At 63.0% G+C, this 23,272-nt stretch carries 28 protein-coding genes; 10 read left to right on the plus strand and 18 right to left on the minus strand.

What is annotated here, in order from left to right; translation table 11 throughout:
• The first annotated feature begins 12 nt into the window (after positions 1 to 12).
• A complete protein-coding gene (locus tag AB8A33_RS13910) occupies positions 13 to 462 on the plus strand; it encodes an NUDIX hydrolase (protein WP_439093296.1) in 450 nt (149 codons plus the stop codon).
• Between the two features lie 8 nt (positions 463 to 470).
• On the opposite strand, the gene AB8A33_RS13915 is transcribed toward AB8A33_RS13910, so the two are convergent.
• The 3 genes from AB8A33_RS13915 to AB8A33_RS13925 form a co-directional block, all read right to left on the minus strand.
• Positions 471 to 1,652: an MFS transporter gene (locus AB8A33_RS13915; protein WP_439093297.1), complete on the minus strand. Its 1,182-nt coding sequence runs from the start codon at positions 1,650 to 1,652 to the stop codon at positions 471 to 473.
• A 31-nt stretch (positions 1,653 to 1,683) separates the two neighbouring features.
• On the minus strand, positions 1,684 to 2,538 hold the full coding sequence (gene kdsA, locus AB8A33_RS13920; RefSeq protein WP_439093298.1) for a 3-deoxy-8-phosphooctulonate synthase: 855 nt from the start codon (positions 2,536 to 2,538) through the stop codon (positions 1,684 to 1,686).
• Between the two features lie 165 nt (positions 2,539 to 2,703).
• On the minus strand, positions 2,704 to 3,030 hold the full coding sequence (locus AB8A33_RS13925; RefSeq protein ID WP_089264511.1) for an NIPSNAP family protein: 327 nt from the start codon (positions 3,028 to 3,030) through the stop codon (positions 2,704 to 2,706).
• Between the two features lie 131 nt (positions 3,031 to 3,161).
• Here AB8A33_RS13925 and AB8A33_RS13930 point away from each other — a divergent pair, with 131 nt between their 5' ends.
• Complete coding sequence (locus tag AB8A33_RS13930) at positions 3,162 to 3,476, plus strand: PAAR domain-containing protein (RefSeq protein WP_068730830.1); 315 nt, start codon at positions 3,162 to 3,164, stop codon at positions 3,474 to 3,476.
• 151 nt (positions 3,477 to 3,627) lie between these two features.
• On the opposite strand, the gene AB8A33_RS13935 is transcribed toward AB8A33_RS13930, so the two are convergent.
• The gene (locus tag AB8A33_RS13935) at positions 3,628 to 4,674 is read right to left on the minus strand and encodes a histone deacetylase family protein (RefSeq protein WP_439093299.1); all 1,047 of its coding nucleotides are present in this window, start codon (positions 4,672 to 4,674) and stop codon (positions 3,628 to 3,630) included.
• 228 nt (positions 4,675 to 4,902) lie between these two features.
• On the opposite strand from AB8A33_RS13935, the gene AB8A33_RS13940 reads away from it, so the two are divergent.
• Positions 4,903 to 6,123: a serine hydrolase domain-containing protein gene (locus AB8A33_RS13940; RefSeq protein WP_439093300.1), complete on the plus strand. Its 1,221-nt coding sequence runs from the start codon at positions 4,903 to 4,905 to the stop codon at positions 6,121 to 6,123.
• Between the two features lie 75 nt (positions 6,124 to 6,198).
• Here AB8A33_RS13940 and AB8A33_RS13945 read toward each other — a convergent pair whose 3' ends face one another.
• The 5 genes from AB8A33_RS13945 to AB8A33_RS13965 form a co-directional block, all read right to left on the minus strand.
• Positions 6,199 to 7,830: a CTP synthase gene (locus AB8A33_RS13945; RefSeq protein WP_439093301.1), complete on the minus strand. Its 1,632-nt coding sequence runs from the start codon at positions 7,828 to 7,830 to the stop codon at positions 6,199 to 6,201.
• A 166-nt stretch (positions 7,831 to 7,996) separates the two neighbouring features.
• On the minus strand, positions 7,997 to 8,377 hold the full coding sequence (gene secG / locus AB8A33_RS13950; protein ID WP_439093302.1) for a preprotein translocase subunit SecG: 381 nt from the start codon (positions 8,375 to 8,377) through the stop codon (positions 7,997 to 7,999).
• A 151-nt stretch (positions 8,378 to 8,528) separates the two neighbouring features.
• Positions 8,529 to 9,302 (minus strand): triose-phosphate isomerase, encoded by a 774-nt coding sequence (gene tpiA / locus AB8A33_RS13955; RefSeq protein ID WP_439093303.1) that lies wholly within the window; start codon positions 9,300 to 9,302, stop codon positions 8,529 to 8,531.
• A gap of 74 nt (positions 9,303 to 9,376) precedes the next feature.
• The gene (locus AB8A33_RS13960) at positions 9,377 to 9,964 is read right to left on the minus strand and encodes a general stress protein (RefSeq protein WP_439093304.1); all 588 of its coding nucleotides are present in this window, start codon (positions 9,962 to 9,964) and stop codon (positions 9,377 to 9,379) included.
• Positions 9,965 to 9,980: 16 nt separating this feature from the next.
• Complete coding sequence (locus AB8A33_RS13965; protein ID WP_439093305.1) at positions 9,981 to 10,310, minus strand: PepSY domain-containing protein; 330 nt, start codon at positions 10,308 to 10,310, stop codon at positions 9,981 to 9,983.
• Positions 10,311 to 10,544: 234 nt separating this feature from the next.
• Between AB8A33_RS13965 and AB8A33_RS13970 the strand changes: the two genes are divergently transcribed.
• From AB8A33_RS13970 to moaC, 4 genes are all read left to right on the plus strand, one after another.
• Positions 10,545 to 12,458 carry a peptidylprolyl isomerase gene (locus AB8A33_RS13970; RefSeq protein ID WP_439093306.1) on the plus strand — a complete coding sequence of 638 codons (1,914 nt, stop codon included), beginning with the start codon at positions 10,545 to 10,547 and terminating at the stop codon, positions 12,456 to 12,458.
• Between the two features lie 118 nt (positions 12,459 to 12,576).
• Complete coding sequence (gene trpD / locus AB8A33_RS13975) at positions 12,577 to 13,596, plus strand: anthranilate phosphoribosyltransferase (RefSeq protein ID WP_439093307.1); 1,020 nt, start codon at positions 12,577 to 12,579, stop codon at positions 13,594 to 13,596.
• A 7-nt stretch (positions 13,597 to 13,603) separates the two neighbouring features.
• Positions 13,604 to 14,410, plus strand: coding sequence for an indole-3-glycerol phosphate synthase TrpC (trpC, locus tag AB8A33_RS13980; RefSeq protein WP_439093308.1), 807 nt, complete (start codon positions 13,604 to 13,606; stop codon positions 14,408 to 14,410).
• A 2-nt stretch (positions 14,411 to 14,412) separates the two neighbouring features.
• A complete protein-coding gene (gene moaC / locus AB8A33_RS13985) occupies positions 14,413 to 14,934 on the plus strand; it encodes a cyclic pyranopterin monophosphate synthase MoaC (RefSeq protein WP_092142396.1) in 522 nt (173 codons plus the stop codon).
• Positions 14,935 to 14,955: 21 nt separating this feature from the next.
• Here moaC and AB8A33_RS13990 read toward each other — a convergent pair whose 3' ends face one another.
• From AB8A33_RS13990 to AB8A33_RS14015, 6 genes are all read right to left on the minus strand, one after another.
• Positions 14,956 to 15,396 carry a hypothetical protein gene (locus AB8A33_RS13990; RefSeq protein ID WP_439093309.1) on the minus strand — a complete coding sequence of 147 codons (441 nt, stop codon included), beginning with the start codon at positions 15,394 to 15,396 and terminating at the stop codon, positions 14,956 to 14,958.
• A gap of 96 nt (positions 15,397 to 15,492) precedes the next feature.
• Positions 15,493 to 15,738 carry a hypothetical protein gene (locus tag AB8A33_RS13995; protein ID WP_439093310.1) on the minus strand — a complete coding sequence of 82 codons (246 nt, stop codon included), beginning with the start codon at positions 15,736 to 15,738 and terminating at the stop codon, positions 15,493 to 15,495.
• A 180-nt stretch (positions 15,739 to 15,918) separates the two neighbouring features.
• The gene (locus AB8A33_RS14000; RefSeq protein WP_439093311.1) at positions 15,919 to 16,095 is read right to left on the minus strand and encodes a hypothetical protein; all 177 of its coding nucleotides are present in this window, start codon (positions 16,093 to 16,095) and stop codon (positions 15,919 to 15,921) included.
• Positions 16,096 to 16,279: 184 nt separating this feature from the next.
• The gene (locus AB8A33_RS14005; RefSeq protein ID WP_439093312.1) at positions 16,280 to 17,494 is read right to left on the minus strand and encodes an ABC transporter substrate-binding protein; all 1,215 of its coding nucleotides are present in this window, start codon (positions 17,492 to 17,494) and stop codon (positions 16,280 to 16,282) included.
• Between the two features lie 66 nt (positions 17,495 to 17,560).
• On the minus strand, positions 17,561 to 17,884 hold the full coding sequence (locus AB8A33_RS14010; RefSeq protein WP_439093313.1) for a 2Fe-2S iron-sulfur cluster-binding protein: 324 nt from the start codon (positions 17,882 to 17,884) through the stop codon (positions 17,561 to 17,563).
• 7 nt (positions 17,885 to 17,891) lie between these two features.
• The gene (locus AB8A33_RS14015) at positions 17,892 to 19,040 is read right to left on the minus strand and encodes a cytochrome P450 (RefSeq protein WP_439095935.1); all 1,149 of its coding nucleotides are present in this window, start codon (positions 19,038 to 19,040) and stop codon (positions 17,892 to 17,894) included.
• A gap of 233 nt (positions 19,041 to 19,273) precedes the next feature.
• On the opposite strand from AB8A33_RS14015, the gene AB8A33_RS14020 reads away from it, so the two are divergent.
• Positions 19,274 to 19,822, plus strand: coding sequence for a MarR family winged helix-turn-helix transcriptional regulator (locus AB8A33_RS14020; protein WP_439093314.1), 549 nt, complete (start codon positions 19,274 to 19,276; stop codon positions 19,820 to 19,822).
• A 251-nt stretch (positions 19,823 to 20,073) separates the two neighbouring features.
• On the plus strand, positions 20,074 to 20,694 hold the full coding sequence (locus AB8A33_RS14025; protein ID WP_439093315.1) for an HAD-IA family hydrolase: 621 nt from the start codon (positions 20,074 to 20,076) through the stop codon (positions 20,692 to 20,694).
• Here the strand turns inward: AB8A33_RS14025 and AB8A33_RS14030 are convergent.
• Genes AB8A33_RS14030 through AB8A33_RS14040 form a run of 3 tightly spaced genes read right to left on the minus strand, consistent with a single transcriptional unit; the run spans position 20,691 to position 21,947 of the window.
• A complete protein-coding gene (locus AB8A33_RS14030) occupies positions 20,691 to 21,413 on the minus strand; it encodes a CbtA family protein (RefSeq protein ID WP_439093316.1) in 723 nt (240 codons plus the stop codon). The two genes, AB8A33_RS14025 and AB8A33_RS14030, sit on opposite strands and share 4 nt — an antisense overlap.
• 3 nt (positions 21,414 to 21,416) lie before the next feature.
• Positions 21,417 to 21,599, minus strand: a complete 183-nt coding sequence (locus AB8A33_RS14035; protein WP_089264725.1) for a CbtB domain-containing protein — start codon at positions 21,597 to 21,599, stop codon at positions 21,417 to 21,419.
• 57 nt (positions 21,600 to 21,656) lie between these two features.
• Positions 21,657 to 21,947: a hypothetical protein gene (locus tag AB8A33_RS14040; RefSeq protein ID WP_439093317.1), complete on the minus strand. Its 291-nt coding sequence runs from the start codon at positions 21,945 to 21,947 to the stop codon at positions 21,657 to 21,659.
• A 110-nt stretch (positions 21,948 to 22,057) separates the two neighbouring features.
• On the opposite strand from AB8A33_RS14040, the gene AB8A33_RS14045 reads away from it, so the two are divergent.
• Positions 22,058 to 23,266 (plus strand): molybdopterin molybdotransferase MoeA, encoded by a 1,209-nt coding sequence (locus AB8A33_RS14045; RefSeq protein WP_439093318.1) that lies wholly within the window; start codon positions 22,058 to 22,060, stop codon positions 23,264 to 23,266.
• Positions 23,267 to 23,272: the final 6 nt, after the last annotated feature.

Genomic DNA, 23,272 nt, shown 5'->3' on the forward strand with positions numbered 1-23,272 from the left:
GGAGACGCTGCCATGCGTAAGCGCCAATCCGCGCGCCTGCTTGTCATCGACAAAGACGGGCGTGTCTTGCTCTTCCGGTTCGTTCACAAGGCCGGCGCACTCGCGGGGCAGGATTACTGGGCGACACCGGGCGGAGGTGTCGAGGATGGCGAGACATTTCATGATGCTGCCATTCGCGAATTGCGCGAAGAAACCGGCCTGATACGCGATGCACTCGGTGAGTCCGTGGCGGACCGGGAATTCGGGCTGCAATTGCCCGACGGCGAGTACGTCAGCTCGTTTGAGAAATATTATCTCGTCACCTCGGACGGAGCCGCATTGTCGCGGAAGGGTTGGACCCTGCAGGAAACTGAAGTGATTGCTGACCATCATTGGTGGTCGAGCGACGAACTCAGGCAGACGACGGATGTCGTTTGGCCCGAGAACCTGTTGCAAATGCTCGCGACGGCCGCATCCCGCTAGCGCAGAATTCAGGTGTTCGACGCATCCGCTGGTTTGCGTTGCTTCAACAGCTTTGCGCTCGCAAACCCCAGCACAAACACCGCCGCCGCGCTGATCAGCAGCGTCGGCATCTTGCCGGCATGGGCGAGACCGAAGCCGTAGGCGATCGGGCCGACCGATTGGCCCATGAAGAAGCAGAAGGCGTGCAGCGACATGGCGCTGGCGCGGGCTTCCTGCGAGAGCTCTGTCGAGAATATCTGCAGCGAGCCGTGCAGCATGTAAAAGCCCCAGCCCATCAGCAGCAGGCTCAGTGCCTGGATCTGCCAGTTGGGGCTGAAGGCAGTCGCGGCAAGCTGGATCGCAATCACGATGCCGCCATAGATCATCATGCCGTTGATGCCGAGCCGCGCCAGCATGCGCGACACGGTCGCTGTGTAGAACAGGCCACCGACGGCGAAACAGGCGAGCACGAGACCGGCGATGGAGAGGCTGGTCACGCCGCGGTCGAACAGGAATGACGAAATATAGGGAAACAGGCCGAGGATGCAGCAGCCCTCGACGAACACGGCGCTATAGACGATCAGCGTGTTCGGGTTGCGGAAGATGACTTTGTAGCCCTGGGCCAACTTGCGCAGATCGGCCTTCGCAGCCGGCTTGACGAGCGCGGCGCCCTTGAAACCGAGCGCCACCGCAACCGAAGCAGCGATGGCGAGACTGCCCAAGATCACCAGCACGCCGCGCCATCCGAAGAAATCGCCGATCACGCCCGAGGCGGTCGAACCGAGCAGATTGCCCGTCATCGCACCAGCCATCACACGGCTGAGCGCGACTTGGCGCAGCTTCGGGCCGACCAGATCGCTGGTCAGGCTGAGCGTCACCGGAAACACCCCGCCTGCCCCGATGCCGGCCAGCACGCGCGTCGCCAGCAGTAGCGGATAGGACGTGGTGAGTGCGCCGAGAATGCTGGCGATGCCGAGCAGCACCAGGCAGACGATCATCAGCCGCGCCTTGCCGAACATGTCGGCGGCGGCGCCGAGCACCGGCTGCACGATCGCAAAGGTGAAAGCGAGCGCGGACGACAGGCCCGCGGCGACGGCGACCGTCACGAGCAAATCGTCTGCCACATGCGGCAGCACCGGATCGAGCGCACGCTGCGATAGCGCGGCAGCGAACGATGCCAGCGCAATGATTTTGATGACCGGCGGCAGCATCAGCGCGCCGCCGCGAGCCGATGCGACATGATCACGCCTTAGCCATCTCTTTGGCAAGCGCGTCGAACGCCATCAGGTTCTTCACCAGCGCCTCGAAGTCGCGCAGCGGAACCATGTTCGGGCCGTCGGACGGCGCATTGTCCGGATCGGGATGGGTTTCGATGAACACGCCGGCGACGCCGACCGCCACCGCCGCCCGCGCCAGCACAGGCACGAATTCACGCTCGCCGCCCGACGACGTGCCCTTGCCGCCCGGCTGCTGCACCGAATGGGTGGCGTCGAAGATGACAGGCGCGCCGGTGGTACGCGCCAGGATCGGCAGCGCCCGCATGTCGGAGACCAGCGTGTTGTAGCCGAACGACGCACCGCGCTCGGTGACCAGCACCTTGTCATTGCCCGACGATGTCAGCTTGCTGACGACATTGGCCATGTCCCAGGGCGCCAGGAACTGGCCCTTCTTCACATTGACCACCTTGCCGGTCGCGGCCGCCGCGAGCAGCAGATCGGTCTGCCGGCACAGGAAGGCCGGGATCTGCAGCACGTCCACCGCTTCGGCCGCGCGGGCGCATTGATCGTTCTCGTGCACGTCGGTGAGAACCGGCAGGCCGAGCGTCTCGCGGATCTCGGCGAAGATGGGCAGCGCATCGTCGAGACCGATGCCGCGCGCGGCGGAGGCGCTGGTCCGGTTGGCCTTGTCGAAGGAAGTCTTGAAGACGAGACCGATCTTGAGCCGGGTCGCGATCTCCTTCAGCGCAGTCGCCACTTCGAGCGCATGGGCCCGGCTTTCGAGCTGGCATGGCCCGGCGATCACCGAGATCGGCAGAGCATTGCCGAAGCGGACGGTGCCAAGTGCGACGACGGGCGCGGCTGTGGACGATGTGGTCAAAACGGTCTCCTTATTCTGGCGACCATGACCGCAGGACCGGGCGGGATGCAAGCCGGATCAGGCCGTCCCGCCGCTCGGAATATCAGGGTTGCAGCGGGCGATACCGCCAACCTGACCGATGCGGCTATCCCGCACCGGTCTGATCGACCTGCGCCCGGGCCGCGCTTACTTGAGCGCCGAAAACGCGGTCGGGGCCAGCAGTTGACTGACGATATTGCCGACGATCTGGCCATCCTCCTCTGACTTGGCGCGCGCCGACATCCACTCCGGATCGGACATAAAGGCGGTCCACACCTTCTCGCGCTCGGCGAGCGATTCCCATTTGAGGATGTAAGTCAGCTCCTGATTGGATTCGCCGATCACGGTGGTGAAGAAACCGGACTGCCGGATCCCGTGCTTCTCCCACAGCTTCAATGTGACAGATTCAAATCGCTTGATCAGCGCCGGTAAACGTCCCGGCAAACAGCGATACACACGCAATTCATAGATCATCGACTTTGGTCCCTTCCCTTTTTGTCGGCCTCGAATGGCTCTCGCGCATAGCTTATTGCGGCATCGTCCCTTGCCTGCGCAACGTCAGGCTTACATCATGCTGCCTGTGACGCAACCGACTTGGATTCACGATGCAAAAACCCCTTCTGTCGCTGGTCGCCCTGATGACACTGACCGTGTCTGCCACCGCTCAACAGCCCGGCAAGATCACGTCGGGCGCCACCGGCGTGATGGTCGATGGCAAGCCGGCGGCACGCGTTGGTGACACCACCACCGACGGCAAGATCATCGAGGGCGCGAAGGGCGTCTACATCAACGGCAAGCCTGCGGCCGTCGTCGGCGGCAGCACCGAATGCGGCGGCAAGACCATCTCGGGTAGCACCGGCGTATTCATCAACGGCAAGCCGATGGCGCGTGCTGGAGACAGCACATCAGGCTGCAAGTGAAATCGGCCGACCATCTCCTCCGGCACCGGAGTGGATCGTATCAACGAGGCGTACCGCGTTGTCGCAGGCCGGCGACGGCCTTCGAGAACTGAACCGGCGCAGTGCGTAGGGCAGATGAGCGAAGCGTAGTCCGCCCCACTCACCACGCAGGCTACGTTGGCTTGAAGCCGGTCAGGAAAGAGTCGAGGCAGTCCTGGATCGCATCGATCCCATAACCACCTTCCTGCACGACAAGCGTCGGCAGACCCAGCGATTGCATCTTGCTCCCGACGCTCCCGAAATCCTTTGCCTCGAGCTTTAGGATGCCGATCGGATCATCGCGATGGGCATCGAAGCCCAGCGCCACCACAAGCGCATCGGCGCCAAATGCGCGAACGCTTGCGATCGCGATGTCGAGCGCTGCATTCATTTCGGCGCCGCCGGCGCCGGGTTGAAGCGGCAGGTTGAGATCGAAGCCCTCGCCGGCACCATGTCCGGTCTCGCTTGCATAGCCCGTATAGAACGGCACGAAATTCGTGGGGTCGCCGTGGACCGAGATCGTCAGCACATCCGGACGATTGTAGAAAATCTGCTGCGTGCCATCGCCGTGGTGAACATCGACATCGATGATCGCCACCTTGCCGAAACGACTGCGCAATCGCTGCGCTGCAATCGCGCTGTTGTTCAGATAGCAGAAGCCGGTGCCGCGATCGGCGCGGGCGTGATGGCCGGACGGCCGGCAGAGCGCGTAGGCGGCGCGGTCTCCGCCGAGAATGGCGTCGGCGCCAGTGACCGCCGTTTCTGACGAGCGCAGGATGGAACGCCAGCTATCGGGGCCCATCGGCACCGACAGGTCGCCGAGATACCATCCCACCTGCGCGATAAATCCGGTCGCCGGACAATCCCGCCGCGCAGCCTCTTCCGGGCGCCCACTCCAATAGGGGAAATATTGCGGCCAGACTTCCGGTCCGTGGTCGGGCAGTTGCGCCCAATTTTCCCATGCTGTCTCCAGGAAGCGGACGTAAGCCGGCGTGTGAACCGTCAGCACGGGCGCGGTGCCGTATTCGGCCGGCTTTTCAGGCGTGATCCCGTGACGTGCCAACGCGCCGATCAGTCGCTCCGTACGAACAGGCGAATCCTTGATGGGCACGAAGCGGCCGTAGCGCATGAACTGCTGCGGCGAATGAATTGCCTGATCCGGGTGATAGAAAGCGCGCATGGATCATCCCTCTGTCCGTTCGGCCGATCAGCCGACCGACGCCTCAGGGATCATTCGCATGATTGGTTTGCGCCAATCAATGCTGCATCACATCACCAACGCGACAGCCGCCTTCTCATATCGGGCATGCGAGGCCAACGACCTGCTTCCGCCTGCCGGAAAACCCATCCGACGCCGCGCGATCAGCGCCTCTCGACGCCTCCGATGTAAACGGTCAGAATTCGCGCGATGATCCGTTCTCTGGAGATAATACGAATGCCGCCTGCGCTGATGTCCGGTTTCCCGTCCCTTCCCACAGACCAGGTCAATTTGGCCAACTGGCGCACCGGCCCTTACAACAAATGGGCGTTTCATCATGTCCGGGAGATCGTCCCCTCTGCCGATATCCCCAACGCACCTGACGATATCTGGCAACTGGAATCTCGCCCAAGCGACTTTTCATCACTGTCGGTCGAGCATCTCGGCGCACGATATTCATTCGACAAACTGCTCGGCGATACGGACACCGACGGATTGGTGATCCTGCATCGCGGCAAAGTGATCTTCGAGCACTATGCCAACGGCATGGGAGCGAACACGCCACATATTCTAATGTCGGTGTCGAAATCTCTGACCGGGCTTGTAGCAGGCATTCTTGTCGAGAAAGGCGCCCTCGACCCGGAGCAGACAATCGTGTCGATCATTCCGGAGCTTCGCGGCTCGGTGTATTCCGAGACCACCGTCCGTCATGTGCTGGATATGCGCGTCGGTCTTCAGTTCGACGAGAACTACCTCGCAACCTCCGGCCCGATCGTCGAGTATCGCAAATCGACTGGCTGGAATCCTCTGAGCCCGGGCGAGAGCCCGAGCGACTTGCGCAGCTTTCTGACCAGCCTGAAAGATCGCAGTGGTCCGGATGGCGGCCCCTTCCATTACGTATCGACAAATTCCGACTTGCTAGGCTGGATACTGGAACGGGCGACTGCCACTCGGTTTGCGGATTTGATGAGCGCGCATCTGTGGCGGCCGATGGGCGCGCAGTGCTCCGCTTACATCACCGTCGATCGCTTTGGCGCTCCGCGCTGCGCGGGCGGCATCTGCACCACGGTGATGGATCTCGCGCGCGTGGGCCAACTGATTCTGCAGGGCGGCCGCCGAAACGGGGCGTCCATCATCCCGTCCGCGTGGATCGATGACATCTTTGCAAACGGTGACCCGGCAGCCTGGTCGGATGGTGATCTTGCACCCTACTTCGGCGGTCGATCGATGCACTATCGCAGTAAGTGGTATGTCCTGAGGGACCGCGCGATGGCGCTTGGACTGGGCATCCACGGTCAGAACGTCTTCGTCGAGCCCGCGAAAGAACTGGTCATCGCAAAGGTATCGTCACAGGCGGCTCCGCTGGACGCGCCCCTCACCGAGCTGACGCTTCGCTTCGCTGAAACCGTGAGCGATCACTTCGGCCGATAGTGGACATGGAATCGGCGAACGCCATTTCCGGATTGCTGAAGAACGGATCAGCAAAGCATCATCCGTTCTTCGCGATCAAACCAGCCGGCTCTGCGCTGCGGCCGCCTTGATGAAGCTTGCAAACAGCGGGTGCGGTTCGAACGGGCGTGACTTCAGTTCGGGGTGATACTGCACGCCGATGAACCACGGATGATTCTCGTATTCGACGATTTCCGGCAGCACGCCATCCGGCGACAGGCCGGAGAACTTCAACCCATGCTTTTCAAGACGGTCCTTATAGGCCGTGTTGACCTCGTAGCGATGGCGATGGCGCTCGGAGATTTCGGTGGCGCCGCCATAGACATCCGAGACCTTGCTGCCCTTGGTCAGCGTTGCCGGATAGGCGCCGAGCCGCATGGTGCCGCCGAGGTCGCCGGCATTCGTGCGCTTCTCGAGTTCGTTGCCGCGCAGCCATTCGGTCATCAGACCGACGACCGGCTCCTTGGTCTCGCCGAACTCCGTGGAGTTGGCGTCCTTGATGCCACCAAGGTTTCGCGCGGCTTCGATGACCGCCATCTGCATGCCGAAGCAAATGCCGAAGTAAGGCACGTTACGCTCGCGCGCGAACTGTGCTGCGCGGATCTTGCCTTCGGCGCCCCGCTGGCCGAAGCCGCCGGGCACGAGGATGCCGTTGACGTGTTCAAGGAAAGGCGCCGGATCCTCGTTCTCAAAGACCTCGCTCTCGATCCAGTCGAGATTGACCTTCACCTTGTTGGCGATACCGCCATGGGACAGCGCTTCGGTGAGCGACTTATAGGCGTCCTTCATGCCGGTATATTTGCCGACAATCGCGATGGTCACCGCGCCTTCCGGATGGCGGATACGCTCGTTGATGGTGTTCCAGGTCTTGAGCTCGGGCAGCGCCTTCGGCGTCATGCCGAATGCCGCCAGCACTTCGTCGTCGAGCCCTGCGACGTGGTAGGCCTCGGGCACCGCATAGATGTTGTCGACGTCGCGCGCCTCGATCACGGCGCTTTCGCGCACGTTACAGAACAGCCCGAGCTTACGACGCTCTTCCTTCGGAATATCGCGGTCGCAACGGCACAAAAGGATGTCGGGCTGGATGCCGATCGAACGCAGCTCCTTGACGGAGTGCTGGGTCGGCTTGGTTTTCAACTCGCCGGCGCTCGGAATGTAAGGCAGCAGCGTCAGGTGCACGAACACAGTGTCGCCGCGCGGCAGGTCGTTGCGCAACTGGCGGATCGCTTCGAAGAACGGCAGGCCTTCGATGTCGCCGACGGTGCCGCCGATCTCGACCAGCACGAAGTCGTAGCCGTCGTTATCCGACAGGACGAAGTCCTTGATGGCGTTGGTGACGTGCGGGATCACCTGGATGGTGGCGCCGAGATAATCGCCGCGGCGTTCCTTGGTAAGGATGTCCTGATAGATTCGCCCGGTGGTGATGTTGTCCTGCTTGGTGGCAGGCCGTCCGGTGAAACGCTCGTAATGGCCGAGATCGAGATCGGTCTCGGCGCCGTCGTCGGTCACGAACACTTCGCCGTGCTGATACGGCGACATCGTCCCGGGATCGAGGTTGAGATAGGGGTCGAGCTTGCGAAGCCGGACCTTGTAGCCACGCGCCTGCAACAGCGCGCCTAACGCCGCTGAAGCCAGACCTTTACCGAGCGAGGAAACCACGCCGCCGGTGATGAAAATGTACCGCGCCATGGGACTTAACCTTTAAGGCTCCGAAACCGATTCGCCAAAACGAATCGCAGCCGTCAGCCGAGAATCGGTGAGGCTGTGGGTGACTTGAAAAACGAAATGATTGCAGCCCCTTGATGGGATCTGCTGATGCAGGACGGTAGTCCCCGTCCTGCATGGCGCCTCTGCTTTATTGCGAGCGTGGCGGTGCCGGCGCTGCTGGAGCCTGCTGTTCGTCGGATTTCTTCAGCGTATCCAGCAGGCCGCCCGAGGTCGGCGGAGCCAGCGGCGAGCCCGGCTGCGACACCGGCGCGGTCGAGCCCGGCAGGATCGAGGTCGGCTTGCGCTCATAGGTCGCCAGCCAGGACAGGAACAGGCTGGTCAGGAAGAAGCCGACCGCCAAAAAGCCCGTGGTGCGGGTCAGCAAGTTCGCCGTGCCGCGGCTCGACATGAAGCCACCGCCACCGCCGCCGCCAACGCCCAGGCCGCCGCCTTCAGATTTCTGCAGCAGCACCGCCCCGATCAGGGCCGCGACGATCATGAGGTGGATAACGATAATGACGCTTTGCATCGTGTCCTTCCATCGCAAGCACGCAGCGCCGGTCGCCGGCAGCAGTCAGGACTTGCGGGGTTTGAATCCAGCGGTGTCTACACGATCGACCGGGGGATTGTCACCCCCGGCGCGACCGGCCCGAACCGCAAATTGCAGCATTCGGTTGGAGTTAGGGACAGCCCGCCGCGATCGCAAGGAAATCGGCCGCCTTCAGGCTGGCGCCGCCCACCAGCGCACCGTTCACGTGAGGAACTGCCATCAACTCCTTGGCGTTGGATGGCTTGACCGAACCGCCATAGAGGATGCGGATCGAAGCCCCCTCGCTCTTAAAGCGTTCCGTCAACCGATCCCGGATAAACTTATGAACTTGCTCGACATCCTGAGCTGTCGGAGTCAGTCCAGTGCCGATCGCCCACACCGGCTCATAGGCCACGATCAGATTGCCCGAGGTGGCATCGTCCGGCAGCGAGCCCTGGAGCTGGGTGCCGCAGACGTCGAGGGTCTTACCGGCATCACGCTCGGCCTGGGTCTCGCCGATGCAGACGATGGCCGTCAGCTTGGCGCGCCAGGCGGACAGCGCCTTTTCGCGCACGTCAGCGTCGGTCTCGCCATGGTCGGCGCGGCGCTCGGAATGTCCAACGATAACAGCGATTGCGCCGGCATCAGCCAGCATTTCAGGCGCGATATCGCCGGTATGCGCTCCTGAGACTTTCTTGTGACAATCTTGCGCCCCAACCGTGACGACATGGCTTCCTTCCTGACCGAAGCTCGATGCCTTCGACGCGAATGTCGCCAGCAGCGTAACCGGCGGACAGACCAAAAGATCCGCCTTGTCCAGCACATCCGGCGCGCCGCGCAGCATCGCCTCGAACTCGGTCATCGACGCCTTGAGGCCGTTCATTTTCCAGTTGCCGGCGATCAGCGGCCGAACGGCATCAGTCATGAGGATATCCTGTCATTTAAAAGAGGTTATCTGAGCTAACAGAGGCGATCCGTCAGCTCAAGCCGACTGGGCGTTCAGGCGGGTTTGGAGACCCGCAACCCGCGCTCTTGCTTGATCTGGTCAGCCGTGAGGTCCGGAGCCGAGGGATCGAACTTGCTCCAGCCCGTTGCGGCCAGATGGCTGCGGCGCTTGGCTATATCGACCGAGGATGGATGCAGCAACGCCTCCAGCCTGTCCTTATCCGCCTCCTCAACCCTTGCGCTGACGAGGCTGCCACCGCGGCGGATACTCTCGGCATAGACCTCGGCATCGCTCACAGCGACGCCAGCTTCGGCCAGCATCCCAATCACGCCACCAGCGGCGCCCGCGGCCACGGCGCCGGCTGCGGCCGCTGCCAGCCATCCCGCCGCGACCACCGGCCCGAGGCCAGGAATCGCCAGCAGTCCGAGGCCAGCCAATAGTCCGCCGAACCCGCCAAAACCGGCACCGATCGCGGCGCCCTTGCCGGCGCCCGCCGCATAGTCGGGCGCGTACCATTTGTCGGCATTGTTCGCGATGATGCTGATGTCGTCTTCGGCCACGCCGGCCTCGTGGAGGCTGACCACGGCCTTCTGCGCGTCAGCGTAGTCGTCGAATAACCGGGAGATCGTCACCTTGCTCATCGCGCTATCCCCACCGTCATTCCGGATTCGACGAGACGTTGCCCTTGTAGTCGACGCTGACGTGGACCTTCTTCGACCCGCTCATGGCGGTACCGCGCCAGATGCCCTGGCTGTCGTTCACCAGCGGCGACACATCCGCATAGCCCTGTGACTCCAAGGACTTGCGAGCCTGTCCTTCGGTAAAACTATTGGCGCCGGGAAGTGGCGGCGTTTCTGTTTTCGGCTGCGAATTCGTAGACCCGGTCACAGTGGGATTCTGCATCGCAGGATTCTGCTGCGCGCCTGCCGGCGTCAGCGCCATCCAGATGCCGCATGCGGCAACTCCCGATCGCCAACCGATCCGCATTGTCTCTCCCCGGCAGGCTGAACGCCCCGCTCAACAAAGCGGCAGCGGGCCGGAAAGTTCCACGCGCCGCTAATGCCTCGCGGTAGCGCCGGAAACCGCTTCAATCCGCCCCGCCCCAGCCGGTTGCGACCCGGCTTTTGCCACTTTATGATGCGCCTCCTATTTGGCGACGCCCTCCGGCCCCATGGGCTGCTGGTGCGAGCCGATTCCCCTCCTGACAGATAAGAAGACCCTATGCTTCGAGGAATGCGCAAAGCCTCATCCAACTGGATTGGCAAGACGATTATGGCCGTCGTGATGGGCGTGCTGATTGTCAGCTTCGGCATCTGGGGCATTGCCGACGCGTTCAAGGGCTATGGGCAGTCCAAGCTCGCCACCATCGGCTCGACCGAGATCACGACCGAGCAGTTCCGCCAGCTTTATAACGACAAGCTGCAGCAGATCGGCCGCCAGTTCGGCCGCCCGCTGACCTCGGATCAGGCCCGCGCTTTCGGCCTCGACCGTCAGGTGCTGCAACAGGTCGTCGCCGAAGCGGCCCTGGATGAAGACGCGCGTCGCAAGGGTCTCGGTGTCGGTGACGCCGAGGTGATGCGGCAGATCATTGCAGACCCGAACTTCCAGAGCCCGACCGGCGGCTTCGACGCACCGCGCTTCCAGCAGCTGATCCGCTCGCTCGGTTTCACCGAGCAGCGCTACATCGCCGAACAGCGCAAGGTCTCCCTGCGCCGCCAGATTGCCGGCACCGTCACGTCAGGCGTCGAACCGCCGAAGACGATGATCGAGGCGCTGAGCCGCTACCAGAACGAGACCCGCACCATCGACTACGTGAAGCTGGATGCTGCGCAGGCCGGGACCATTGAGGCGCCCTCGCCCGAAGCCCTCGCCGCCTATTTCGATGAGCGCAAGACCCAGTTCCGCGCCCCCGAATATCGCAAGATCGCCTTCCTCGCTCTGACGCCTGATGAGATGGCCAAGTGGTCGACGGTGTCGGACGACGACGCCAGGAAAGTGTTCGAGGAACGCAAGGACAAGCTCTCCACGCCGGAGCAGCGCCAGATCTCGCAGATCGTCTTCCCGAACGCGGCGGACGCTGAAGCGGGTCGCGCCAAGCTGAACGATACGTTCAAGTTCGAGGATCTCGCCAAGGAACGCGGCCTGTCCGCCTCCGACATCGATCTCGGCATGGTTGCCAAAGCGGGCATTCTCGACCCCTCCGTCGCCAATGCGGCCTTCTCGCTGGCACCGGACAGTATCAGCCAGCCGATCACCGGACGTTTCGGCGTCACGCTGGTCAAGGTCGGCAAGGTTCAGGCCGGCACGACGCCGAGCTATGACAGCGTTGCCGCCAACCTGAAGCGCGATATTGCCATCGAGCGCGCCCGCGCTGTTGTGTCCGACATGCACAACAAGATCGAGGACGAACGCGGTGGCGGAGCCAATGTCGTCGATACCGCCAAGAAGCTCGGCCTCACCGCCATCACCATCGAGGCGGTCGATCGCTCCGGCCGTGCGCCGGACGGCCAGCCCGTTGCCGGCCTGCCCACGGGTGTCGATGTCGTGACCCAGGCCTTCAACAGCGATGTCGGCGTCGACAACGACGCATTGCAGGCCGGCGGCGGTTACATCTGGTACGATGTGCTCGGCGTTACGCCGGCGCGCGACCGCACGCTCGACGAAGTGAAGCCGCAGCTCGAGGCGCGTTGGCGCGAAGAGCAGATCACCACGCGTCTGCGCGACAAAGCTGTCGACATGGCGAAGAAGCTCGAAGGCGGTGCCAAGCTCGCCGACGAAGCCGCGGCAGCCGGTCTCAAGGTCGCAACCTCCGCGCCGTTCAAGCGCGACGCGAGCGATCCGGCCCTCTCGGCCGGCGTGATCCAGTCCGTGTTCCGCGGCGTCAAGGATTCGGCCGGACAAGCCCAGGGCGCCACGCCGTCGGAATGGATCGTCTACCGAATCACCGATGTCACCGCACCTGCGGTCGACATGGCTTCCGAAGACGCCAAGAAGCTGAAGGAGACATTGCAGCGCGGGCTGACCGATGAGCAGGTTGCGCAGTATGTCACCAGGCTCGAGACGCAGATCGGCACCAAGATCAACGCAGAAGCCCTTGCGATCGCCACCGGCGCCGCGAACAGCAACACCAATTAGGAAACCCACATCGTCATTACGGGCGCAGCGAAACCATCCAGAAGCAACAAGCAAAGGCTGGATGGCTTCATCACAGATGTCGCCTGCAATGACATGTGCATCACTCTGAAAGCATCCGATGGACAATCTCAGGGCAATCATTGCCAAGGTCGCGACAGGCGCCTCCCTCTCGCGTGAGGAAGCCTCGGTCGCCTTCGACAGCATGATGTCGGGCGAAGCCACGCCTTCGCAGATGGGTGGCCTGCTGATGGCGCTGCGCGTGCGCGGCGAGACCGTGGACGAAATCACCGGCGCGGTTGAGGTGATGCGAGCCAAGATGCTGCGGGTCGACGCACCGGCCGGCGCCGTCGATGTAGTTGGCACCGGCGGCGACGGTTCCGGCTCCGTGAACGTCTCGACCTGCGCATCGTTCATCGTCGCCGGCTGCGGCGTGCCGGTTGCCAAGCACGGCAATCGTGCATTGTCGTCGCGTTCCGGCGCGGCCGACGTGCTGGCCGCCCTTGGCGTCAAGATCGACCTTACGCCCGACGATGTCAGCCGCTGCCTCAAGGAAACCGGCATTGGCTTCATGTTCGCGCCGGCGCATCATCCCGCCATGAAGAATGTCGGCCCGACCCGCGTCGAGCTCGCCACCCGAACCATCTTCAATCTGCTTGGGCCGCTCTCCAATCCCGCCGGCGTCACCCGGCAGATGGTCGGCGTGTTCTCGCGACAGTGGGTGCTGCCGCTGGCACAGGTGCTGACGAATCTCGGCTCCGAATCCGCCTGGGTCGTGCACGGCTCCGACGGTCTCGACGAGATCACCCTCACCGGCCCGACCTTCGTGGCAGCGCTGGAGAACGGCAATATCCGCAGCTTCGAGATTTCACCCGAGGATGCAGGCCTGCCGCGCACCGGTCCGGATTCCCTGAAGGGCGGCGACGCGCAGGAAAATGCGGCCTCGCTGCAGGCCGTTCTCGACGGCAAGCCGAGCGCCTTCCGCGACGTCGCGCTGTTCAATGCCGCCGCGGCATTGATCGTGGCCGGCAAGGTCAAGGACATCAAGGAAGGCGTGGCCCTCGGCCAGAAGTCGCTCGACAGCGGCGCAGCGCTGGAAAAGCTGAAGCGACTGGTTACCGTCTCCAACGCGAAAGTGTGAGACAACGATGTCCGACATCCTGACCAAGATCGAAGCCTATAAGCGCGAAGAAATCGCGGCCGCCAAGCGCGCGCATCCGCTGGCCTCCGTCGAAGCGCTGGCCAAGACTGCGCCGGCGCCGCGCGGCTTCATGACCGCGATCCACAAGAAGCTCGACAAGAACGAGTTCGCGCTGATCGCCGAAATCAAGAAAGCCTCGCCGTCCAAGGGGCTCATTCGCGAGGACTTCGACCCGCCAACGCTGGCCAAGGCTTACGAGGCCGGCGGCGCCGCATGCCTCTCGATCCTGACCGATACGCCGTCATTCCAGGGCCATCTCGACTTCATGGTCGCCGCCCGCGCCGCCGTCAAACTGCCGGTGCTGCGCAAGGACTTCATGTTCGACACCTATCAGGTTGTCGAGGCGCGCGCCCATGGCGCCGACTGCATCCTGATCATCATGGCGGCACTCGACGATGCCCAGGCGCGCGATATCGAGGACGCCGCCATCGACCACGGCATGGACGTGCTGATCGAAATCCATGACCAGCCGGAGCTGGAGCGGGCACTGAACCTGCGCTCGCCGATGATCGGCATCAATAACCGCAACCTGCGCACCTTCGAGACCACGCTGACCGCCAGCGAAACGCTGGCGCCGATGATCCCCCGGGATCGTCTGAAGGTTGGCGAGAGCGGCATCTTCACGCCGGATGATCTTGTACGTCTCGAGCGCGTCGGCATTTCCACCTTCCTGGTCGGCGAAAGCCTGATGCGGCAGACTGACGTGACGGCGGCAACGCAGACGCTGCTCAAGCGCGCGAACGGAACGCATTGATCATGGCCGGCAAGACGAAAAAATCGAAGCAGGCTCCGGCCCTCACCCACATCGATTCCTCGGGCGAAGCCCGCATGGTCGATGTGTCGGAGAAACCGGCGACCGAACGCATCGCGGTCGCCGAAGGTCTGGTGATCATGAGCAAGGCGACGCTCGACATGATCGTTTCCGGCAATGCCAAGAAGGGCGACGTGCTTGGCACGGCGCGTATCGCCGGTATCATGGCGGCAAAGCGCACATCGGATCTGATCCCGCTGTGCCACCCGCTGGCGCTGTCGAAGGTCACGCTGGATATCACACCTGACAAGAAACTGCCGGGCTGCCGCGTGCGTGCGTCGGTAAAGGTCACGGGCCCCACTGGCGTCGAGATGGAAGCGCTGACGGCCGTCTCCGTCGCATGCCTGACGATCTACGACATGATCAAGGCTGTCGAGCGCGGTGTCCGCATCGAGGGCATCCACCTCGTCGAGAAAAAGGGCGGCAAGTCCGGGCACTATCTGGTGACGGACAACGCCGCGAATTGAGTACTCCGCGGTCGCCCGGCGTCAGCCGCAGACATAGACGCGCCGCCATCGCCAACCGTGATAAGTCCGCACCCGTATAACGTCATAGCAGTTGTCGTAATACGGATAGCCCGAATAGGCGTAGGACGAACCGAATCCGATCACAAACGGGGCGAAATTCCGGAAGTGGCGATTGTGGTGACCGAAGTGATGGAAGCCTCGATTGGACATGCCGGCGAAGCGTGCTCCGCCGGGCATAGCGGCGAAACGAGTTGCACCGAACCCGCCGCCGCGCAGGCCGCCCATGGCCATACCGCCGCCGTGGAAGCCACCTCCGTGAAAACCAGCACCACCGTGGAAACCACCCCCGTGCCCGCCACCACCGCCGTGTCCGCCGCCGCCGCGCGCGGAAGCATCCATCGGCACGGACGTCATACCGATGGCCGCAATTGTGGCAAGTCCGATCAACATTTTCCTGAGCATGGCACACTCCTGTCGCAGGTGTGGGCCCCCATTCTCAGAACACCGGTTGCCGCAAATAATTCCCGATGATCGCCAGCGACATTCAACAAGTGGCCGTCACTTGATCATCGGACAACCACTCTCGGCCATCGGCCGCAATGCAGCGACAGCACGCTTCAACGAGGTCGCGAACTGTTCGAGATCGCGCAGCCGCTCATCGAGCTCCTGCCGCTGCGCAGCCATCTTCGCGGCCGGCACGACGCGCAACTTCTCACGAAGGTCCCAGAGCGCGTCATCACTGCGAAATCGCGATCCTGCGCCGTCATATTGTTTACGGAAAATAACCGGGACCGCGCGCGACATGGGGGGTGTTTGGCGGCGGTCCCGGGCCACATCAAGCGACCACCGGACGGATGAGACATCCAGGCTGGTGCTCGTGGCGGGATCAGCACTACCAAGCAGGACGAGGCCAAGTGTGAATGCGCACTACTTAGTTACGCGCGCGCACTATAAGTTTTGCGGTAACCTGAATAGAGGCGGATTTCAGCGGTCGCTGTCATCACGGTGTTCGCGCAGGAGACGCTGCCGGTTACGGTGCGGCTTCATCTCGCTGACGATCCACGGTCCGATCTGCGCATCGAGATGACGCTCATATCGTTTGACCAGTAACCACGCAGCAGGCGGCAGCAGCAAGATCATCAATCCAACCACAATCGACATTCCAAATCCTTTAAATCAAAGGGTTTCGATGTCATTAGGTACGTGGAATAGCCTTCTAGGTTTGAAATAGCCCGCATGTATTTTCTGCGGAGCAGCAAGTTACCTACCGATCCGCCAATTCCCGCAACTGGCCCCACACCGATACCGGGAACGACTGATGTTGCCGGTATCGATGCGCGATAGGCTACTTGATCATCGGACAGCCGCCGTCGGCCATCGGCCGGAAAGCCTTTTCGGCCGGGATGGTCGAGAGCAGCTTGTAATAGTCATACGGCCCCTTCGACTCCGCTGGCTTCTTGATCTCGAACAGATAGATCGGGTGAATGACACGGCCATCGGCGCGGATCGTGACCTCACCGAACAGCTTGTCCTTGCCCTTGAACGTCTTCATCTGCGGCACGACCACGCCGGCATCGTCGCTGCCCTTGGCGGCCACCGCATTGAGATAGGCCAGCGTGGAGGCATAGACGCCCGCCTGATTGGCGCTTGGCATCTTGCCATTCATGCCCGGCCGCGCCGCAAAGCGTTTGCCAAAGGCGCGGGTGTCGTCATCCATGTCCCAGTAAAAGGATTCCGTCAGCAGCAGGCCCTGCGCGGTCTTCAGGCCCATGCCGTGAACGTCGTTGATGAAGATCAGGAACGCGACCAGCTTCTGCGGGCCGTCCTGCATGCCAAACTCACCAGCTTGCTTGACCGCATTGATGGCATCGGCGCCGGCATTGGCTAGGCCGATCACCTTGGCCTTGGAGCTCTGCGCCTGCAGCAAGAGCGAGGCGAAATCGGAGGTGCCGAGCGGATGCTTCGACGACCCCAGCACCTTGCCACCGTTCTTCGTGATGTAATTGGTGGCTTCGGCCTCGATGCCCTGCCCCAGCGCGTAATTCACCGTGAGAAAGTACCAGTCGTCACCGCCCCGCTGCATCATCGCCGCGGCGGTGGTGTTGCCGGTGGCCCATGCATCGTTCACCCACTGGATGGTGTTCGGCGAGCAGTCCTTCCCCGTGAGGTCCGAGGTCGCCGTGGACGATGCCAGGAACGTCATTCTGGTGTTGCGGGCGATATTGTTGATGGCGAGACCCACGGATGAATTCGGCACGTCGACGATGGCGTCGACCTTTTCGACATCGAGCCATTTGCGCGCGATGGCGGAGCCGACATCCGCCTTGTTCTGATGGTCGGCATAGACGATCTCGACCTTGATGTTCTTGCCGCCGCCGTTGAAATCCTCGGCGGCCATCCGCGCGGCTTCCACCGAGCCCATGCCGTTGGTGTCCTGGAACACGCCGGAAATATCGTTGAGCACACCCACCCGCACCACATCGTCGGACACCTGCGCCTGAACTGCCGTCGCCATCACGCAGGATGCCGCAGCAGCCAAAACTGTCTTCAAGCCCTTCATTACCGTCTCTCCCTCCGCCTTGATTACGCGGGTCCGGACGTTGCCGGTCGCGGTCTTGCTTGCGAATTACACCTGTCGCTCCGGCAGTCGCAGGACTAGGCCGTCGAGCGCCTCGGTGATCTTGATCTGGCACGACAGCCGGCTGTTCGGCAGCCGCTCGCTGGCGACCCCTTCCAGCAACTCATCCTCGTCGGCGCTGGCTGCGCCAACTTTGCCCAGCCAGTTGTCGTCGATATAGACGTGGCAGGTGGCGCAGACCGCGCCGCCGCCGCATTCGCCCGTGATGCCGTCGATGCCATGCAGTAGCGCCGTATACATGGCGCTGTCGCCGCCATTGGCGCTGACTGTCTCGGCACGGTCGTCGTGATGAATGAATGTAATGCTCGGCATGGAATCCTCAGGCGGGCGTGAAGGTGACCGGCAGGCTCTCCAGCCCGCGCAGCGTGTTGTTGTAACGGCGCTTGACCTCGCCGGTGATCTCGATCGCCGCGACCTTGCGCGCCAGTGCGGAGAGCATGACCTCGCCCTCAAGCCGCGCCACGAGCTGGCCGACGCACATGTGGATGCCGGAGCCGAAGCCGACATGGGCGGACGTCTTGCGGGTGATGTCGTAGCGTTCGGGATCGGCCCAGCGGCGCGGATCGCGGTTGGCGGCGGCCAGGAACATCAGCACCTTCTCGCCCTCACCGACATGGCAGCCGCTGATCTCGACATCGCGCGTCGTGGTGCGGAAGAAGGTCTGCACCGGACTCTCAAAGCGCACCGCCTCCTCGAAGGCGTTGCGCGCCAGCGACAGGTCGCTGCGCATCCGCGCGAATTCTTCGGGGTAGCGCGCCAGGCAATAAACGGCAGCGCCGATACCGTTCACCGTCGTGTCCAGTCCTGCCGACAGCAATGAGCGCACCAGCAGCGGCGCCTCGTCGGCGGTGATGTCGCCGGCGTCGACCCGCGCATGGATGCAGGCGCCGAAACCGCCGGGCGCGAGATTGTCACGCTGGCATTGCGCGGCGACATAGGCCTGATGGGGCGCCGAGCGTTCGATGGCGTCCTGGCGCAGCTGGTTCGGCGGACCGAAGGCATTGAAGACAAGACCGGCATAAGGCAGCAGGTTTTCGCGGCCCTCCTTCTGCAGTCCCATCGCATCGGGGAACACCGATAGTGGATAGGCTTCGGCAAGATCCGCGACCGCGTCGAAACTGCGCCGCTCCAGCAGTTCGTCGACCTTGGCATCAGCCGCCGCGGCAAAGCCGTCGCGCAGTTGCTTCATCACCGCGGGCGACAGGACCTTGTTGAGTACCGCGCGCGTGCGCGTATGCGCCGGCGGGTCGGCTTCGAGGATGAGGCTCTGCGGGCGCCACGGTTTCTCCCTGGCAAAGTCGCTAAGACCCACGCCGCGGCTCGAGCAGAACGTCGCGGGATCGTTCAGGACTGCATGAACTTCGGCATAGCGCGCGACCGCGTAGACGTTCCATTTGTCGAGATACACCACGGGCCCGGCTTCACGCAGCACCTCGTGGGTGGGGTGAGGATCGGCGAAGAAGCCCATGGCGAAGGGATCGACGTCGAGGTGGACGACGGGCTGAGACGATGCGTCGTTCGGCAAGGCTCCGCCAAAGGACAGCACTGGCGGGGTGTGGGGCGATGCCGTCGTGACCGTGGCAACCATGTGAATCTCCCATATTTTCTTGTTGGCAATTGTGGCTGCGTGTCTCTATTCCTCAGAACCATGTGATCTCGCCGATTTCGACGACGTCACGCTGGCAGGCAGGATCGTGTTGCATGAGCAAGAATGGATCGGGAAAAACGGTTCGAAAGCCCGCCAGGGCGAAAGCGACAAAGGTCAATGTCAGGACTGTCGCCGCGAAAGTGCCTGCTTCCAAAGGCGGGCAGTTGCTCGATCTCGATCGTTACGTGCCAGCCTTCATCACCTTCATTGCGAACAAGCTCTCGCGCAACGCGACCGTGCTCTATCAGAAGCGCTTTGGCGTGAATGTCACCGAGTGGCGCATCATGTCGCTGCTGGCGATCGAGCCCGGCATTCCCGCCTCGCGCATCTGCCACGTTATCGGCTTCGACAAGGGACCGGTCAGCCGCACGCTTGCCATGCTGGAAGAACGCGGGCTGGTCGCCATCAACGCCGACCCTGACGACGCGCGCACCCATTCGATTACGCTGACCACCAAAGGGCGCACTACCCATGACGCCGTCATTGTGACCGCACTGGAACGCGAACGAAAGCTGCTGTCCTGCCTGGATGAGAGCGAACGCGAAGTGCTGGTCGACTTGCTGCGACGCATTCACGGCAATCTCGGCGCGGTCACCGGCTAGGCCACCACGGGTTGCTCGCGCGTCATCAATCGCTGTCCCGCACGAGCGGTCCATCATCGTTTCTCTCCCTGTGGGACGCGGCAGTTGACTGCTCTCGTATGCGCCCTCTTTGGAAAAGCTCTCACGAATTAGTTGCCTAGGCAACAGAAATATCGGGACGGTTTGTCACGAGGAAATAAGGATTTTCTGCCACCCTCAGCTAACCTGCGCCGCAGCAGGTTCAATCGTTGAGCCAAGGGATACAGATAACGATGCCGCTCAGGCCAAATTCCGCTGACGCCCTGCTGTTCGATCTCGGCCGCGTCGTACTCGATATCGACTTCACTCGTGTGTTGAAGGTCTGGTCGGACTATGCGCAGTGTTCACCGGACGACATCGTGAGCCGGTTTGCGCGCGGCGACGTCTATATGCGGCACGAGCGCGGCGAGATTTCCGACGACGCGTTCTTCGCGCATCTGCGTGACACGCTTGATATCGACCTGACGCCCGGTCAATTTCTCGAAGGCTGGAATGCGATCTTCGTCGGCGAGATGCCGGGCATCGCCAAACTCATGGCGCATGCATCGAAGCGCTGGCCGCTCTACGCATTCTCAAACACCAATGTAGCGCATGTCACGCATTTCTCGGAACGGCATGCCGATCTGCTCAACCACTTCCGGACGGTGTTTCTGTCGTCCTCCATCGGCTTGCGCAAGCCCGATGTCGAGGCCTACCGGCATGTGATTGCAGAAATCGGCATGCCTGCTGAACGGATCGTATTCTTCGACGATCTCGCCGAAAACATCGAGGCCGCTCGCGCCTGCGGATTGCAGACCGTGCACGTGACCTCGCCGACATCCGTCGCCGAGGCACTCAAGGCACTGGGGCTTTAAGCCCGCGAGATGCGCTGGAAGGCGATGCTGGTGAGCACGCCGAGGAGTGCCCAGAACAGCAGGCTGGTCAGGACCGCCGCAACCACGAAACTGTGTGACAGCGCTTCGGGAACATCGGTATGGCCAGCCGGCGCCTGCGGGGCTCCAATCAGGTGCGGCAGGATGATCAGGCCAAGGCCGAGAATGGCAGCCCATGACGCCTTGCGGAACACCAGCAGGCCGAGCCCGGCCGCTGTGGCGCAGGCAGTGCCGATCCACCAGGTCTGGCGCAGTGTGAGATCGGCGACAGGCATTCCAGGCAGCTCCGGCGGCAGGCCGAGGCCGGGCGCCGCCGTGAAGACGACGAAACCGCCGAGACCCCAGAACAGCCCTTCCCGCCAGCTCACGGCCCGGCCACGCAGCGCGAAGATGCCGGCCAGCAGCAACGCGAAGCCGATGGCAGTCAGGATATTGGCGCCGGTGGTGAAGGCATTGCGCTGCAAGCCCTCGGCAGGCTCCCACTCAGCCTCATGGCTATGGGCGGCGGCGCCATGGTCGTGCGCATGCGCGGGCTGTGCGGCAACCGTCGGCGCAGGTGCCGGGGCCTCGGCCTTGCGCTCAAAGACTTCGCTTTTCTGGATCAGGGGAATGGTCCCGACCATCTGGGCGCCCGTGATGGCAGCGCCAGTGATCGCGCCAGCCAGTACTGCCGAGAAAACGATCGACCTGAAGACGGACATGTCTCAGTGGCAGGGGAATGCGTTGGCGTGGCGCGTGTCGTGGGCCGCATTATGGACGGCGCTGATATGCGAGAAACCGACCACCCCGACGATAAACAGACCGAGCGCCATGGCCAGAACGGCCTGCACGACGACATTGACGTCGGTGGTAACGGCGGAGATCTGGGCGGTCTGGGTCTGTTGCATCGGAATCCTCACGAAATAGAGGGGCAATTTAGCCGAGTTGCACGGGCGGCGCGACCGCTAATTTTGCATCGCGCGGGCGAGATCGCGGCTGGTCAGATGGAAATTTGCATCAGCGGCCATCGACGCGCGCACGATTTTGGCACCGGCGGCCGCCTGGAACACCGCTCTGCGATCGTTGAAATACGCTGCGCATTCCTCCGGCGACGGATAGCGCCGGAGCAGCGTCCGGAATGCGTGACGATGCACCATGCACAGCCCGCGATGACCGGATGGCCGGAACGCCAGCGCATCGACATCGGCGCGCCAGGCAGGCGCTTCATCGTCGGTTGCGGTGTGGTTGTCGGTCATGATCGCCGATGTCTATCGCGTTTCCCCGGCACCGCCAAAGCGCCGGTGGTTTTGCGTCGGCTCCCGCTCTCCGCTATGACGGGCACCCACACTGCCGGAGACCCCTGCCAATGGCCCTGATGCCGGTTACCGATGCCATGGCCGCGATTCTCGCGGGCGCCGATGCGCTGCCCGAGGAGATGGTGCCGCTGGAGGACGCGTTCCACCGTGTGCTCGCCCGCGACATCGCTTCGCTGCGCACGCAGCCACCGGAGCCCATGTCGGCCATGGACGGCTATGCGGTACGCGCCGCCGATGCGACCTTGGGCGCGAAGCTGCGTGTGATCGGCGAGATCGCCGCAGGCAAGCCATTCGATCGTGCACTGCAGGCCGGCGAAGCCCTGCGGATCTTCACCGGCGGCGTGCTGCCTCCTGGCGCCGACGCCGTCGTGATCCAGGAAGACACCACGCGCGATGGCGATATCGTCGGGATCAACGAGGCCGCGATCTCCGGCAAGCATATCCGCCCAGCCGGGGTCGATTTCAATGAAGGCGATGTGCTGCTGCGCGCCGGCACCCGCCTCACCGACCGTGATCTCGCTCTTGCCGCCGGCATGAACCATGCGGCATTGCCGGTATGGCGACGGCCCCTCGTCGCGATGCTTGCCACCGGCGACGAACTTGTGATGCCCGGTGCTGTCCCCGGCCCCGGCCAGATCGTACTCTCCAATGGCTTCGCGCTGCGTGCGCTGGCCCGTGCCGAAGGCGCCGAGGTGGTCGATCTCGGTATCGCCACCGATACGCTCGAGGCGACGACGTCGGCCATTCAACGCGCGATCGATCTAAAGGCCGATGTGCTGATCACTACCGGCGGTGCGTCGGTCGGCGACCACGACCTCGTACAACAGTCACTGATCAATGCCGGCGTCGAGATGGCGTTCTGGCGGATCGCGATGCGGCCCGGCAAACCGATGATGCACGGACACCGCCAGGCCATGCGGGTCATCGGCCTGCCCGGCAATCCCGTGTCGTCCTATGTTTGCGGCTTCCTGTTCATGGTGCCCCTGCTGCGTGCGCTGTCCGGCCGAAACGACGTCGCTCACGGGATCGAACCCGCGGTGCTCGGCCGTGATCTCGCCGCCAACGACCAGCGCGAGGATTATCTGCGCACGCGCCTCGAGACCCGAGCCGACGGCACTGTGGTGGCGACACCGGTCATGAAACAGGACTCGTCACTGCTGGGGAATTTGGCTGTCGCCGAGGGGCTCTTGATCCGCAAGCCATTCGCACCGGCCGCGGCTGCCGGAGATTCATGCGCCATCATTCGACTGCCAACCTAGCCGGCG

Source organism: Tardiphaga sp. 813_E8_N1_3, assembly GCF_051811025.1.
GTDB lineage: Bacteria > Pseudomonadota > Alphaproteobacteria > Rhizobiales > Xanthobacteraceae > Tardiphaga.